The 14,522-nt window shown below is 56.6% G+C and carries 13 protein-coding genes; 5 read left to right on the plus strand and 8 right to left on the minus strand.

All coding sequences use genetic code 11. From position 1 onward, the window contains the following. Window positions 1-538 precede the first annotated feature (538 nt). From ACP3TY_RS22580 to amaB, 7 genes are all read right to left on the minus strand, one after another. Complete coding sequence (locus ACP3TY_RS22580; RefSeq protein ID WP_053116799.1) at window positions 539-1,255, minus strand: ABC transporter ATP-binding protein; 717 nt, start codon at window positions 1,253-1,255, stop codon at window positions 539-541. Then, window positions 1,252-2,124: an ABC transporter ATP-binding protein gene (locus ACP3TY_RS22585; RefSeq protein WP_053116798.1), complete on the minus strand. Its 873-nt coding sequence runs from the start codon at window positions 2,122-2,124 to the stop codon at window positions 1,252-1,254. Before ACP3TY_RS22585 ends, ACP3TY_RS22580 begins: the two co-directional genes overlap by 4 nt. Continuing rightward, window positions 2,121-3,422, minus strand: a complete 1,302-nt coding sequence (gene livM / locus ACP3TY_RS22590; RefSeq protein WP_426618531.1) for a high-affinity branched-chain amino acid ABC transporter permease LivM — start codon at window positions 3,420-3,422, stop codon at window positions 2,121-2,123. Before livM ends, ACP3TY_RS22585 begins: the two co-directional genes overlap by 4 nt. Window positions 3,423-3,425: 3 nt before the next feature. Further along, a complete protein-coding gene (locus tag ACP3TY_RS22595; RefSeq protein ID WP_053116796.1) occupies window positions 3,426-4,340 on the minus strand; it encodes an ABC transporter permease subunit in 915 nt (304 codons plus the stop codon). A gap of 240 nt (window positions 4,341-4,580) precedes the next feature. After that, on the minus strand, window positions 4,581-5,714 hold the full coding sequence (locus ACP3TY_RS22600) for an ABC transporter substrate-binding protein (protein ID WP_053116795.1): 1,134 nt from the start codon (window positions 5,712-5,714) through the stop codon (window positions 4,581-4,583). Window positions 5,715-6,082: 368 nt separating this feature from the next. After that, complete coding sequence (amaA, locus tag ACP3TY_RS22605; protein WP_053116794.1) at window positions 6,083-7,366, minus strand: L-pipecolate oxidase; 1,284 nt, start codon at window positions 7,364-7,366, stop codon at window positions 6,083-6,085. 147 nt (window positions 7,367-7,513) lie between these two features. Next, window positions 7,514-9,004, minus strand: coding sequence for an L-piperidine-6-carboxylate dehydrogenase (amaB, locus tag ACP3TY_RS22610; protein WP_426618532.1), 1,491 nt, complete (start codon window positions 9,002-9,004; stop codon window positions 7,514-7,516). A 163-nt stretch (window positions 9,005-9,167) separates the two neighbouring features. Here amaB and ACP3TY_RS22615 point away from each other — a divergent pair, with 163 nt between their 5' ends. Next, a complete protein-coding gene (locus ACP3TY_RS22615; protein WP_053116792.1) occupies window positions 9,168-10,067 on the plus strand; it encodes a LysR family transcriptional regulator in 900 nt (299 codons plus the stop codon). Window positions 10,068-10,149: 82 nt separating this feature from the next. Here ACP3TY_RS22615 and ACP3TY_RS22620 read toward each other — a convergent pair whose 3' ends face one another. After that, the gene (locus tag ACP3TY_RS22620) at window positions 10,150-10,959 is read right to left on the minus strand and encodes a helix-turn-helix domain-containing protein (protein WP_426618533.1); all 810 of its coding nucleotides are present in this window, start codon (window positions 10,957-10,959) and stop codon (window positions 10,150-10,152) included. 173 nt (window positions 10,960-11,132) lie between these two features. Here ACP3TY_RS22620 and ACP3TY_RS22625 point away from each other — a divergent pair, with 173 nt between their 5' ends. The 4 genes from ACP3TY_RS22625 (at window position 11,133) to pncB (ending at window position 14,522) form a co-directional block, all read left to right on the plus strand. Further along, entirely contained in the window at window positions 11,133-12,599 is a 1,467-nt protein-coding gene (locus ACP3TY_RS22625) for an alanine/glycine:cation symporter family protein (RefSeq protein ID WP_426618534.1), read from the plus strand. A 133-nt stretch (window positions 12,600-12,732) separates the two neighbouring features. Then, window positions 12,733-13,002, plus strand: a complete 270-nt coding sequence (locus ACP3TY_RS22630) for a hypothetical protein (protein WP_053116789.1) — start codon at window positions 12,733-12,735, stop codon at window positions 13,000-13,002. Beyond that, window positions 12,995-13,249, plus strand: a complete 255-nt coding sequence (locus ACP3TY_RS22635; RefSeq protein WP_053116788.1) for a hypothetical protein — start codon at window positions 12,995-12,997, stop codon at window positions 13,247-13,249. The genes ACP3TY_RS22630 and ACP3TY_RS22635 overlap by 8 nt, the downstream gene beginning before the upstream one ends. Window positions 13,250-13,298: 49 nt before the next feature. Continuing rightward, on the plus strand, window positions 13,299-14,522 hold the full coding sequence (gene pncB, locus ACP3TY_RS22640; protein WP_053116787.1) for a nicotinate phosphoribosyltransferase: 1,224 nt from the start codon (window positions 13,299-13,301) through the stop codon (window positions 14,520-14,522).

Here is a 14,522-nt window from a genome sequence, read left to right on the forward strand (position 1 = left end):
CGGGACATGGCATTTTGCACGACCAAGCGGTCGACACAGTGATTGCGCGAGGCCAGCAATTACGCTGCTTAGCGAGGTCTTTCCAGAGTTTAATCACAGACTTATCCACAGGCAGGCGCACTTCATATCGACTGCGATATCAGCCTTATAAAAAGGTTGACATTGGCGCCTCTCGCTCAGGCAAAAGCGTCTGATCAAAAAACAACCACACCTTTGCAAGCCACGGCTTACAAGGCCTGCAGCCAGATACACCCACGTTATTCACAGCCAGCTCCACAGCAAACGGGGACAAGTCAAAACTGTGGAAAAACAGCCATTTGCAGCGTCTTTATGTCGAGCTTTGGTAGCTTGCCGGATTTGTTTTCCACAATTTGACGGAACAATCGTTTTCCCTGTAGGAGCTGCCGCAGGCTGCGATCTTTTGATGTTGTTTTTTAAGATCAAAAGATCGCAGCCTGCGGCAGCTCCTACAGGGAATTGTGGGTAAAAAGAAGCCCCGGGACTTGCGTCGCCGGGGCTGTGTATAACGTGCGAAGAATCAGTGCCCGCCCAGATAGGCGTTACGCACCTCCTCATTCACCAGCAACTCTTTGCCGGTACCGGTCAGGCGAATCTCGCCGTTAACCATCACATACGCCCGATCCGACAGCTTCAGCGCATGGTTGGCGTTCTGCTCGACCAGGAAAATCGTCATCCCGGTTTTCGCCAATTCCCGCAGGGTCGCGAAAATCTGCTTCACCACGATCGGCGCGAGGCCCAGGCTCGGTTCATCGAGCAGCAACAACTTCGGCCGGCTCATCAACGCCCGGGCAATCGCGAGCATCTGTTGCTCACCACCGGACATGGTCATCGCCCGCTGCGTCCGCCGCTCTTCCAGTCGCGGGAACAGCGCGAACATGCGCTGCATGTCCTCTTTAGCGTACTTGTCGCCAATCGGGATGGTGCCCATCAACAGGTTTTCCTCGACGGTCATGTCAGGGAACACCCGCCGACCTTCCGGCGACTGCGCGATGCCATTGGAAGCGATGTAGTGCGAGGACTTCTGGGTGATGTCGACGCCTTGATAAATGATCTGCCCGCCAGCTGCCCTTGGCTGGCCGAAGATCGACATCAACAGTGTCGACTTGCCGGCACCGTTGGAGCCGATCAGGCTGACGGTTTCCCCCTCGTTGATCTGCAGCGAAACACCTTTGAGCGCCTGGATCGGTCCGTAGAACACGTCGAGGTTTTTGAGTTCGAGGATCGGTTGCGTCATACCAGTTCCTCTTCGTCGGCGCCGAGATACGCCGCAATCACTTTCGGATCATTTCGAATCGCTTCAGGCCCGCCTTCGGCGATGACGATGCCGTGATCCAGCACCACGATGTGGTCGGAAATACTCATTACCATGCCCATGTCGTGTTCGATCAGCACCACGGTCAGATCGTGCTCGTCGCGCAGCAGCCGGATCATCGCGCTCAGCGCTTCGGTTTCCTGTGGGTTGAGGCCGGCGGCCGGTTCGTCGAGGCAGATGATCTGCGGCCGCGTGCACATGGCCCGGGCAATCTCCAGACGGCGTTGCTGACCGTAGGAAAGTTCACCGGCGAGACGGTTGGCGCAGTCAACCAGATCGACCACTTCCAGCCAGTAGAAGGCAACGTCCAGTGCGTCGCTTTCAGCCTTGCGGTAGCCCTTGGTGTTGAGGATGCCGGCGAGCATGTTGCGGTTGACCCACATGTGTTGGGCCACCAGCAGGTTTTCCAGCACCGACATTTCCTTGAACAGACGAATGTTCTGGAATGTCCGCGCCAGCCCCGCACGGTTCACCAGGTGCGTGCCACCGAACATCTTGTAGTACATGCGACTGAGGAAGGATTTCGGCGAAACGAAATCCGACGCTTTGAACGACTCGCCCAACAACTGTATGACGTTGGTCTGCTGGCCGCGCACGTTGAGCTCGATCTTGCCGCCGGAGGCTTTGTAGAAACCGGTCAGGCAGTTGAACACCGTGGTTTTGCCAGCGCCGTTAGGGCCGATCAAGGCGAAGATCGAGTTGCGTTTGACCTTCAGGCTGACATCGCTCAAGGCCTTGATGCCACCGAAATGCATCATCAGTTTTTCAACAGAGAGTACGACTTCACTCATGGCGCAGTCCTCTCATAGTGAATGGCACCTTTGCGTGGAGTGACCCCGGTACGGCTGATGCGGATCAGCCCGCGTGGTCGCCAGATCATCATCAACACCATCAGGATGCCGAACAGCAGCACGCGATATTCAGCGAAGCCGCGCAGCAGTTCCGGGGCGACGGTGAGTACGAAGGCTGCGATCACTACGCCGATGGTCGAGCCCATGCCGCCGAGGACGACGATGGCCAGGATCAGTGCCGATTCGAAGAAAGTGAACGAGGTCGGGTTAACGAAACCTTGATAGGTGGCGAAAAACACACCGGCCAGACCTGCCGTCGACGCGCCAATGGTGAACGCCGATAGCTTGACCAGCACGTGGTTGAGGCCCATCGAACGGCAGGCGATTTCGTCTTCACGCAAGGCTTCCCAGGCACGGCCGACCGGCATCTTCACCAAACGGTGTTTGATGTACAGCACAGCCAAAACCACGAGGAACAACACCGCGTAGATGAAGTAGTACTTCACGTCCGGGTTGTAGGCGATGCCGAAGAACTCATGGAACGGCACCCCGCCATCCTTCGCCCGTTTGCCGAACTCCAGACCGAAGAACGTCGGCAGTGGCGCCGGCATGCCGTTCGGGCCGCCAGTCAGCGACAACCAGTTGTTGAGGATCAGGCGAATGATTTCACCGAAGCCCAGGGTCACGATCGCCAGATAGTCGCCGTGCAGGCGCAGTACCGGAAAACCGAGGATGCAGCCGGCAAGGCCCGCAGTGATCGCCGCCAGCGGCAGCACCGTCCAGAAGCCCAGACCGAGGTACTGATAACCGAGCGCCAGACCGTAGGCGCCGATGGCATAAAACGCCACGTAACCGAGGTCGAGCAGACCGGCCAGACCGACCACGATGTTCAGCCCCAACCCCAGCAGCACGTAGATCAACCCGAGGATGACCACGCCCAGCAAATAGGAGTTGGAAACAAACGGCACGATGACGGCCAGCACAATCAGCAGCGGGATGATCCAGCGCAGGCTTGATTTGTGATCGGCCGGCAGCACATGCACACCCGACCCGGTGCTCTCGAAGCTGTCGAGAATTTTCAGGCCTTTGGGGGTTTGCAAGAACAGGCTGAGGGCAAACCGGCCGATCATGACAACGCCAATGATCCACGCCACACGGGTCGATTCGAGGTTGAAGCTGTAACCGTCGAGGACGACGCCGACAATCGGCCCGAATACGATCAGGGCAATGAGGCCGGCAAGAACCGCCTCAACCAGACTTTTTTTGAAATCGATGGTTTTTTTAGTGGTTGAAGACATCGCTTACACCTTCGACACAAGAGGACGGCCCAACAGGCCCTGCGGCCGGAAGACCAGAACAAGTACGAGCAGCGAGAAGCTGAACACGTCTTTGTAGTCGGAGTTGACCAGGCCGGAGAACAGCGACTCGGAAATCCCGAGAATGATCCCGCCGAGCATCGCACCGGGCAGAGAGCCGATACCGCCGAGCACCGCAGCAGTGAATGCCTTGATGCCGATGATGAAGCCGGCATAGAAGTCGAACGTGCCGTAGTTCATGGTGATCAACACACCGGCCAATGCCGCCATGGCGGCACCGATGATGAACACGTAAGAGATCACGCGGTCGGTGTTGATCCCCAGAATCGAGGCCATTTTGCGGTCTTGCTGAGTCGCACGGCACATGCGCCCGAGCTTGGTGTACTTGATGATGTAGGTCAGTACGCCCATGCCGACGAACGCGGCCACCAGAATGAAGACTTTGGTGTAAGTCAGTTGCACGAAACCGGTGCCGATGTCGACACGCCACGCGCCAGTCAGCAAGGTTGGCACGCCTTGTTGTTTCGCGCCTTGAGCGATCTGTGCGTAGTTTTGCAGAATTAGGGAGATACCGATGGCGCTGATCAGCGGTGCCAGTCGGGTGGAGTTGCGCAGGGGTTTGTAAGCGACTCGCTCAATGACCCAGCCATACACCGCCGTGACGACGATGGTGAAGATCAGTGTGCCGAGCATCAGCAGCGGGAAAGATTCGATACCGAAGTAAGCCAGCAGAGCCAGACTGATTGCCGCCAGGTAAGCAGAAATCATGTAAACCTCGCCGTGGGCGAAGTTGATCATGCCGATGATGCCGTAGACCATTGTGTAGCCGATGGCGATCAGGCCATAGACCGACCCGAGGGTCAGACCGTTGACCAGTTGCTGCAGGAAAATACCATCCATAACGCAATCTCACGCAGTGAGAACCTGCACGCCTGTGGACGTGCGGCTCTTCTAGGGAAAATACAGATTTACGTCGGAGCAATGTCAGCCACGATTCACCCGTCACCACCGCCCCCTGTAGGAGTGAGCCTGCTCGCGATAGCGGATTAACATTCAACACATGTGTTGCCTGTAACTCCGTCATCGCGAGCAGGCTCACTCCTACAAAGGAACGGTGGGATCAACTGATCGCGTCAGCCCTTACTTCTGTTTTTCCAGCTGGTGATATTTGCCGTCCTTGTCCCACTGGTAAACCACGTAGTCGGAGACTTTCAGGTCGCCCTTCGAGTCCCAGGCTTTTTCGCCCATGACGGTTTTCACCGGATTTTTCTTCAGCCAGGCAGCCGCTTCTTCGCCCTTGTTGGACTTGGCGCCGTTGAAGGCTGCGGCCAGGGTTTGTACCGAAGCGTAGGCGTACAGGGTGTAGCCCTCGGGCTCGGTGCCGGCCTTGCGGAACGCGTCTACCACTGCCTTGCTCTCTGGCAGCATGCGTGGGTCGGCACCGAAGGTCATCAGCACGCCATCCACGAATTGCGGGCCACCCGCGGTGGTTACCAGTTCATCGGTCACAATGCCGTCATCGGACATGAACTTGACGTCTTTCAGGCCTTGCTCACGCAGTTGACGAACCAGCGGACCGGCTTCCGGGTGCAGACCACCGAAGTAGACGACATCGGCGCCAGCGCCACGGATTTTGGTGACGATGGTACTGAAGTCTTTTTCGCCACGGGTCAGGCCTTCATACAACACTGGGGTCACGCCACGCTTGACCAGTTGTGCCTTGGTGGCATCCGCCAGGCCTTGGCCGTAGGTGTCTTTGTCGTGCAACACAACGACTTTTTTACCCTTGAGCACGTCGACAATGTAGTCGCCGGCAACGATGCCTTGCTGGTCGTCACGCCCGCACATACGGAACATGGCGCTGAGGCCGCGCTCGGTCACTTGCGGGTTGGTGGAACCCGGGGTGATCGCGATTACGCCGGCTTCGTCGTAGATTTCCGAGGCTGGAATGGTGGAAGACGAGCAGAAGTGGCCGACCACGCCAGCGACTTTCTGATTGACCAGATCCTTGGCGACCGTTACCGCTTGTTTCGGTTCGCAGGCGTCATCGCCTTTGACCAGAACGATTTTTTCCCCGTTGACGCCGCCTGCCGCGTTGACCGAGTCGGCCGCCGCTTGTGCACCCTTCATGTACTGCTCGCCAAATGCCGCGTTGGCGCCCGTCATTGGACCCGCTACACCGATTTTGATATCAGCCTGAGCAAACGCAGAAACACCCAACGCAGTAGCCACTGCGAGGGCCAGAAAGCCTTTCTTGTAAAACGTCTGGGACATGAGGTGGTGCTCCAAGGTTTTTTTTAGTTGGCACTGCGACTTCACTTCACTGAATGCGCAGAGCAAGGGCCGTGCCATCGGTTTTTTATTCTTCAAAAAGTCGCTGCTTTCTTGTTATTTCGACTGTTTCGTTCCCATTTTCATTGGGCGTGCAACCGTCTAAACCGCGGAAGGTGAAACCATTTATTTTTTCAGGCGCAACCCGCATGCGCCATCATTGCAACCGCGGCACCAAACGACGTGCAACCAGCCTGTAACAGCCCGCGTCACCGAACTGCACACTGCTGGTGCGGGACTGCTACAACCCGCACCATTACAGGCTAGTCGCTGCATCGAAAAGCGCCGCTTCCGGCAACATAATTCAACACTCAAATCACGATGCGCAGGCACTGGCCCGCGTGATACAGCGAGAACCCGGCCTCGTACAGGCAACTGCGCAAGCCCACGCCCGCCAAGGGCTGCATCGGTGCAAAGGGAATTGGCAGGGCCTCGGCATTGCCGTTGCACAAGTAATCGGCGAAGGCTTTGCCGACCACCGTGCCAGTGGTGACGCCACGGCCGTTATAGCCCGTGACAGCGACCAGCCCCGGTGCCGGTTCGAAGAGACGCATCAGGTGATCGGGCGTAAACGCGATGCGCCCGGTCCAGGTGCATTCCCATTCGACGGGTTTCAGTTGCGGGAAGTAATGCTGCTGCACCCGATCGGCCCAGGCCTTGAGAAACCAGGCCGGTTTTTGATTACCGTTGCCGAGGCTGCCGAGCAATAGCCGCCCTTCTTTATCGCGGCGGATGCTGCTCAACACCTGGCGGGTATCCCACGAGCCTTGCCCACCCGGAAGAATCTCCTGCGCAGCGTCTTCGGTCAGCGGTACCGAAGCGACCTGATAGTAATAACCGGGGAAGAAATTGCGTTTGAGTTCCGTCCAGTCGCCCTCGGTGTAGGCGTTGGAGGCGATGACCACTTGTTCGGCGAGCACCGAACCGTGCTCGGTTTGCACCGACCATTTCGCGCCCTGACGCTCGAGTCGAGTGACCGGTGAATGGTCGAACATCTGCCCGCCGAGGCCGAGCACCGCGTTCGCCAGCCCGGTGACATAAGCCATCGGATTGAGCGTGCCGGCGCGACGATCGAGCAACGCGGCGGCGATTTTTTGCGTCCCGGTGGCTTGTTCGCAAGCCTTGCCGGTGAGTAGCTCGACCGGTGCGCCGCGACGTTTCCATTGTTGCTCGCGACTGCGCAGATCGGCCTCGCCTTTGGCGTTATGCGCCATGTGCAGCGTGCCTTCGCGGCGCAATTGGCAATCGATGTTGTACTTGTCCACAAGGCTGAACACCAGCGCGGGCGCGGCCCCGAGCATGCGATTGAGCTGACTGCCGACCGCTTCGCCGAAACCGGCTTCGATCTCGTCCGGTGGAATCCACATGCCGGCGTTGACCAGCCCGACGTTGCGCCCGGAACCGCCGTGGCCAGCGCGATGCGCTTCCAGCACGCAGACGCTTTTGCCCTGTTCCAACAGATGCAGCGCCGCCGACAACCCGGTAAACCCGGCGCCGATCACGCAGACATCGACTTTGACTTCACCCTTGAGCGCCGTGTTATCCGGCCTTTGCGGCGTAAGTTTTTCCCACAGACATTCTTCGCGTAACGGCATTGCCAGACTCCAACAGAAACCTAACCAAATGCGCTTGTGGGGCCGCCAAAAGATCGCAGCCTTCGGCAGCTCCTACAAAACCGCAGCCTGGCGCCACCTATGTAGGAGCTGCCGAAGGCTGCGATCTTTTCAGCTTTTCCTCCATCCTCAGTCGAACGTAATGCCCTGCGCCAGCGGCAACTCCAGCGAGTAGTTCACGGTATTGGTCTGGCGGCGCATGTACCCGCGCCAGGCATCCGAACCCGATTCACGACCACCGCCGGTCTCCTTCTCACCACCAAACGCACCACCAATCTCCGCACCGCTCGGGCCGATGTTGACGTTGGCGATCCCGCAATCACTGCCCACCGCCGACATGAATTGCTCAGCCTCGCGCACATCAGTGGTGAAGATGCACGACGATAACCCTTGCGGTACCGCGTTGTTCAGGCGCAGTGCTTCCTGGAAATCTTTGTAACCAACCACGTACAGAATCGGCGCGAAGGTTTCGCTGCACACCACATCGCTCTGCTCCGGCATTTCAATAATCGCCGGCGACACGTAGTAAGCATTCGGGAACTGATCTTCCAATTGGCGCTTGCCGCCAAACACCCGACCGCCCTCGCTCAACGCCTGCTCCAGCGCGTCCTGCATGTTTTCGAAGCTGTGCTTGTCGATCAGCGGGCCGACCAGATTGCCTTCCAGCGGATGGCCGATGCGCACTTTCGAGTACGCGGCTTTCAGGCGGGTGACGATTTCTTCTTTGACCGACTCATGGGCGATCAAGCGACGCAGCGTGGTGCAGCGCTGGCCGGCGGTACCGACGGCGCTGAACAGAATCGCGCGCACCGCCATGTCCAGATCAGCGCTTGGGCCGAGGATCATCGCGTTGTTGCCGCCCAACTCCAGAATGCTGCGGGCAAAACGCGCGGCGACTTTCGGCGCCACTTCACGGCCCATGCGCGTGCTGCCGGTGGCGCTGATCAGGGCGACACGCGGGTCATCGACCAACGCTTCGCCGGCATCGCGACCACCGATGATCACTTGGCAAAGATTCGCCGGTGCATCGGTAAAATTCTTCACCACACGGTCGAACAGCGCTTGGCAGGCCAGTGCGGTCAGCGGGGTTTTCTCCGACGGCTTCCACACCACCGGGTTGCCGCAGACCAGCGCCAGCGTGGTGTTCCACGCCCACACCGCGACCGGGAAGTTGAACGCGCTGATCACACCGACCACGCCCAGCGGATGCCAGGTTTCACGCATGTGGTGGCCCGGACGCTCGGAAGCGATGGTCAAACCGTACAACTGACGGGACAGGCCGACGGCGAAATCGCAGATGTCGATCATCTCCTGCACTTCGCCCAAACCTTCCTGAGTGATTTTGCCCGCCTCCCACGAAACCAGTTCGCCGAGATCGGCCTTGTATTCACGCAACACTTCGCCGAACTGACGCACCAGCTCGCCGCGACGCGGGGCCGGAATCTTGCGCCATTGCTCGAACGCATGATCTGCGCGACTGATGTGCTGCTCGACTTCGGCCGGGCCTTCCCAGTTCACGGCGGCAATGCGGCTGCCATCAATCGGCGAATGCACCGGCACTTTGCCGTTCTGATAAAGGGCCGGGTTCACACCAAGACGATCAAGCAATGCGGCAACCATGGGTCACTCCTCAAGCAAAAAACTGAATGTGTGCGGTCGCCACTTCACGACCGGGCAGGCCATTAGTTGTAGCTTCACAATGGCGAGGCAACAAACGACCTTTACGCGAGATATCATTCCGTTTATTCATGCTGAGCATAGAAAGACAAGAAAAGGATCGGCCATGCTGAACAAACGCCACTTGCCCTCGATCACCGCCCTGCAATGCTTCGAGGCCGTGACCCGGCACCTGAGCTTCACCCGCGCCGCCGAGGAACTGAACCTGACCCAGAGTGCGGTGAGCAAGCAGGTCGCGCAGCTTGAGGAATTGTTACAACACTTGTTGTTCCTCCGCGTGCGCCGACGTTTGCAGATGACCCCGGCCGGGGATTTGTACTTGGTGGAAGTACGAAAAATCCTCACGCAGGTGGAGATGTCGACCCATTACCTGCGTTCCTACGGCGGCGAGACCGAAGTCCTACGCGTATCGACCCCGTCGACCTTCGGCGCGCGTTGGCTGGTGCCGCGCCTGAAAGGCTGGCGTTTGCGCCATCCGTCAATTCATCTGGATTTGTGCAACGAGCAAGAGGCCGATGATTTACTGCAAGGGCGCAGTGATCTGGCTTTCTATTACGGTCAAGGCTCGCGACCGGGGACTGAATGCCTGAAGTTGTTCAGTGAAGAATTGGTGCCGGTGTGCGCTCCGAGCAGCCTGCCGGATACGCCGTTCACTGATCCGACGCAACTCACCGATCTGGTCTTGCTGCAAAATGCCTCACGCCCACAGGCGTGGCACGACTGGTTCGACAGTCAGGGCTACCAGACCGAACACAGCTATCACGGGCCACGTTTTGAAACCTTTTATATGTGCATTCGCGCCGCACAGGTGGGTTGTGGCGTGGCGCTGTTGCCAAGGTTTCTGGTGGAAGAGGAATTGGCCGACGGCAAACTGGTCATTCCCTGGCAGCATGCGATGCCGAGCACTGACGCGTACTATCTGGCGTACCCGGAGCACGCGGCGGAAGTGCCCAAGGTGCGGGATTTCGTCAAATGGATGCTCGAGCAGATTGACAATCCCCTGTAGGAGTTGCCGAAGGCTGCGATCTTTTGATCTTCAAAACCAACATCAAAAGATCGCAGCCTTCGGCAGCTCCTACGAAAATTTGTCATACGATCACAAACAGGCCATCCACAACCTGAGCCTGGGCGAGACGCGCACGCAGATCGGCATCAATGGCGCAATCATCAGGGTTGTACAACCGGACACGACGATAGGCTGCGGCCCGATCAATTTCCTGCCCCAAATATTCCCAGACCACCCTTGAACAGGAAGGCGCGCGATGATCAGCAGCCGAAACGCCAAGCTTCAATCCATTTAACCGTGTAATGCAGCTTTTGAAACTTGGGATGAGAATAGTTTGACTGATTTCGTTTGAAGTCAGCGATTCATAATCTACGAAAAAAAGGCGATCTCGCAGGTAATAAGCAACACCTTTATATCGATATCGTTCAAACCCACCTTCTACTCCAGACATCTGTAACTGCTCATTTCGCTCATACACTATGTCATCGCCTTCTTCCCGCACATGCACAAGCGAACACAGAATGGAACCCGGTTCAGTCATCGCATGGTAGTACTCGTGGTAATACCCCGTGTGAGCCTTCAGTTCTGGTGAGGATTGTTTGCGCAGGTGTTTCAAAACTCTTTGTGAGACTGTTTCTTCATCGAAGAGCTTGGCTTTGCTGGTTTTTACGCCAATCAATGCAATGAACTGCTCGCTTGGCAGGCGCATTTCAAATTCTTCCACACCAAAAAAATCGCAAATCCGCTTGAGGTTAAAAGGTGCGGGCATACTATTCCCACAAAGATACTTATTAAACTGCCCACGATTAATACGAACCTTCCTACAGACCTCTGCGACAGATCTGTAGTGACTACACAGAAACCTCAAGTTTGCGGAAAAAAATTCACACATAAATCACTCAGCAAGGAACCCAGGAGAACTCACCATAGCAGCAACCAGCATCACATTTGAGCAACTTGCGAAATTGCATCGGATGAAATATGGCTGGATATTACGACTCCTGAAAGGCTTCAGGACTGGCGACACCATTAATTCGCCAGCACTAACAAAGCAAGGAGCTTGGAATGCTAGACATCATCAACGACTTTCTGTCAGGTAAGGTATTAATACCTTTAGTGCTTGGCCTGGGAAGCTACTTCACTGTCCGATCCGGATTTGTTCAGTTGAGGTATTTCCCCCATATGTTTGGCGTATTACTCGGCAGTTGGCGCGGCAACAGCCATCACTTGAGTTCATTTCAGGCGCTTATGCTCAGCCTTGCCGGGCGAGTCGGCACGGGAAATATCGTCGGTGTCGGGATCGCGGTAAGCATGGGCGGGCCCGGCGCAGTGTTCTGGATGTGGATGACTGCTCTTCTGGGTATGTCGAGCAGTTTCTTCGAATGTACGCTGGGACAACTCTATAAGCGTAGCGATGGCAAAGGCCTCTACCGAGGGGGCCCGTCCTGGTACATCCAGCACGGTCTGGACAAGCGCTGGCTCGGCATGATCGCAGCCGTACTATTGCTGGTGACTTTTGGGTTTGCGATCAACGGCCTCGAATCGCATGCGGTATCGCATTCACTAAAAGATGCGTTTGGCGTGGCGCCGATCTGGTCAGGGCTCGGACTTGCGCTGTTGCTGGGGGTCGTTTTCATTGGCGGGATAAAGCGCATAGCGGCAGTTGCTGACCTTCTGGTACCTATTAAAGTTCTCGCCTACATCAGCGTGACGGCCTACGTAATGGTTCTGCAGTTCGACCAGGTTCCGGCGATGCTCATGACCATTATCAACAGCGCGTTCGGGCTGGATCAGGCCTTTGGCGGGCTGGTGGGCAGCGCAATCATCATGGGGGTGAGACGCGGAGTGTTCTCCAACGAGGCAGGACTGGGAAGCGCTCCAAATGTCGCATCAGTAGCGAAGATCGGCCACCCCGTTGCACAAGGCGTCGTACAAGCCCTGAGTGTCTTCATCGATACATTCATAATCTGCACGTGTACCGCGCTACTGATTTTGCTATCGGGTTTCTACACACCAGGATTTGAAGGTGACGGGATTGCGCTGGCACAAAATTCGCTCGCCGCCGTCGTTGGGGAATGGGGACGGATGTTTATCAGCGTCGTGCTTGCGCTCTTCGTATTCACGGCGATGCTTTACAACTATTACCTGGGAGAAAACAGCTTGCGGTTCATCTTGAGTGAGCCTCGAAAGACGCTGCTCTTGTACCGTGCACTGGTATTGATATTAGTGTACTGGGGCTCCGTCGAAGACCTGTCCACTGTTCTGGCGTTTGCAGACATCACCATGACGCTGCTCGCGCTTGTTAACCTGGTAGCGATGTTCTTGCTCTTCAACATCAGCATGCGTGTTGTGCGCGACTATGACGAACAACGCCGTGCCGGAATCAAGAAGCCTATTTTCGATTCAAGCAAATTCCCGGATCTGGACATTGATCTTTTGGCTTGGCCGCCGGGATATAGCTGCCCAGACATAAACACTCATAGCGAGAAGGTTATTTCTTCGAGCACCAGTAAACAGACTGCCAAACGTTAAACAGAACATGCAAAGTCATTAAATCAATTAACGGCTTTGCAGCTACTACATCAAACCCACCTAAAAATAAACCCTCAAGAACCCTGCTTTCTTCGAGCCGTCACGCCCAGAACAAACAGAAGGAGTTTATCCCATGAATCGCTTTTACCCCCTCAAAGCCAATGCAACTGATACGCCGACATACTTCATAGACTCACATGCCACGCCCAATCAGTTATTTGAAGATGCCTGTTTCAGAATCCGCGCTTCCGCAGGTCTTTTGGAGGCCTTCACATTAGTCACCCTCAAGGGCACCAACGATTCTGATTTTTATAAACTAATACTTCCAGCGTACGTGCTACTTCAGGACGGCGTCGACACACTGGAACAGATCACCTTCAAAGGAGGCGTCATTCATGTATAAAATCGTAACCCAAGAAATGCTCAGAGCTGCTTTGGTTAAAGCAGTTGAAATCAATCTGATACCCAAACACTCCCTGCTGGCCGATTATTTAAAAAGCGGGGCACAACTCGAACAAGTCATTCAAGCTGCACTTGAGGCGCAACCGAAAATAGCTAAATTTTGTGGACTGAGATGCATGGCCTCAGAGGATCTTTCACCCGAGAGCAAAAAAGCGCTGGCAATCCCCACCACTGATATGCGCCACTAGCGCCATTGATTTTTACCGCGCCACAGCGCGGCGCACCTGGAGACCGTTTATGAGCGAGAGTGTGTTTGCCGATCGCATCGTGCAGAACCTGCTCGACACCGACTTCTACAAACTGACGATGATGCAGGCGGTGCTGCACAACTACCCCAACGTTGAAGTCGAATGGGAATTCCGTTGCCGCAACAGCGAGGATCTGCGCCCGTACCTGGCCGAGATCCGCTATCAGATCGAGCGTCTGGCCGAACTGAGCCTGAGCGCCGATCAACTGAATTTCCTTGAGCGTATCTCTTTCCTGAAACCGGACTTCCTGCGATTCCTCGGTCTGTTCCGCTTCAACCTGCGCTACGTGCACACCGGCATCGAGAACGGCGAGCTGTTCATCCGCCTGCGCGGGCCGTGGCTGCATGTGATCCTCTACGAAGTGCCGCTGCTGGCGATCGTCAGCGAAGTGCGCAACCGCTATCGCTACCGCGAAACCGTGCTCGAACAGGCGCGCGAGCAGCTCTACCGCAAATTCGACTGGCTGACCGCCAACGCCTCGGCCGACGAATTGTCGCAACTGCAAGTAGCCGATTTCGGCACCCGCCGCCGGTTTTCTTACCGTGTGCAGGAAGAAGTGGTGAACGTGCTCAAGCACGATTTCCCCGGGCGTTTCGTCGGCACCAGCAACGTACACCTGTCGCGCGAACTCGACATGAAACCACTGGGCACCATGGCCCACGAATGGATCATGGCCCACCAGCAACTCGGCCCACGGTTGATCGACAGCCAGATCGCCGCGCTCGACTGTTGGGTGCGTGAGTACCGGGGTTTGCTGGGGATCGCCCTCACCGACTGCATTACCACCGATGCGTTTCTCGGCGATTTCGATCTGTTCTTCGCCAAGCTGTTCGACGGTTTACGCCACGACTCCGGGGATCCGGTGGTGTGGGGCGAAAAATGCATCGCGCATTACCACAAGCTCGGCATCGACCCGATGAGCAAGACGCTGGTGTTCTCCGACAGCCTGACCTTGCCCAAGTCGCTGGAGATCTTCCGCGCGCTGCACGGCCGGATCAACGTCAGCTTCGGCATTGGCACCAACCTCACCTGTGACATTCCGGGTGTCGAACCGATGAGCATCGTGCTTAAAATGACTGCCTGCAACGGCCAACCGGTGGCGAAGATCTCCGACGAGCCAGGCAAGTCCCACTGCAAAGACCCGAATTTCGTCGCCTACTTGCGACACGTGTTCCAGGTTCCTGCCGATTCCAGTTCATCTAGCAAGGAGTGA

The organism is Pseudomonas rustica, assembly GCF_049959085.1.
Classification (GTDB): domain Bacteria; phylum Pseudomonadota; class Gammaproteobacteria; order Pseudomonadales; family Pseudomonadaceae; genus Aquipseudomonas; species Aquipseudomonas rustica.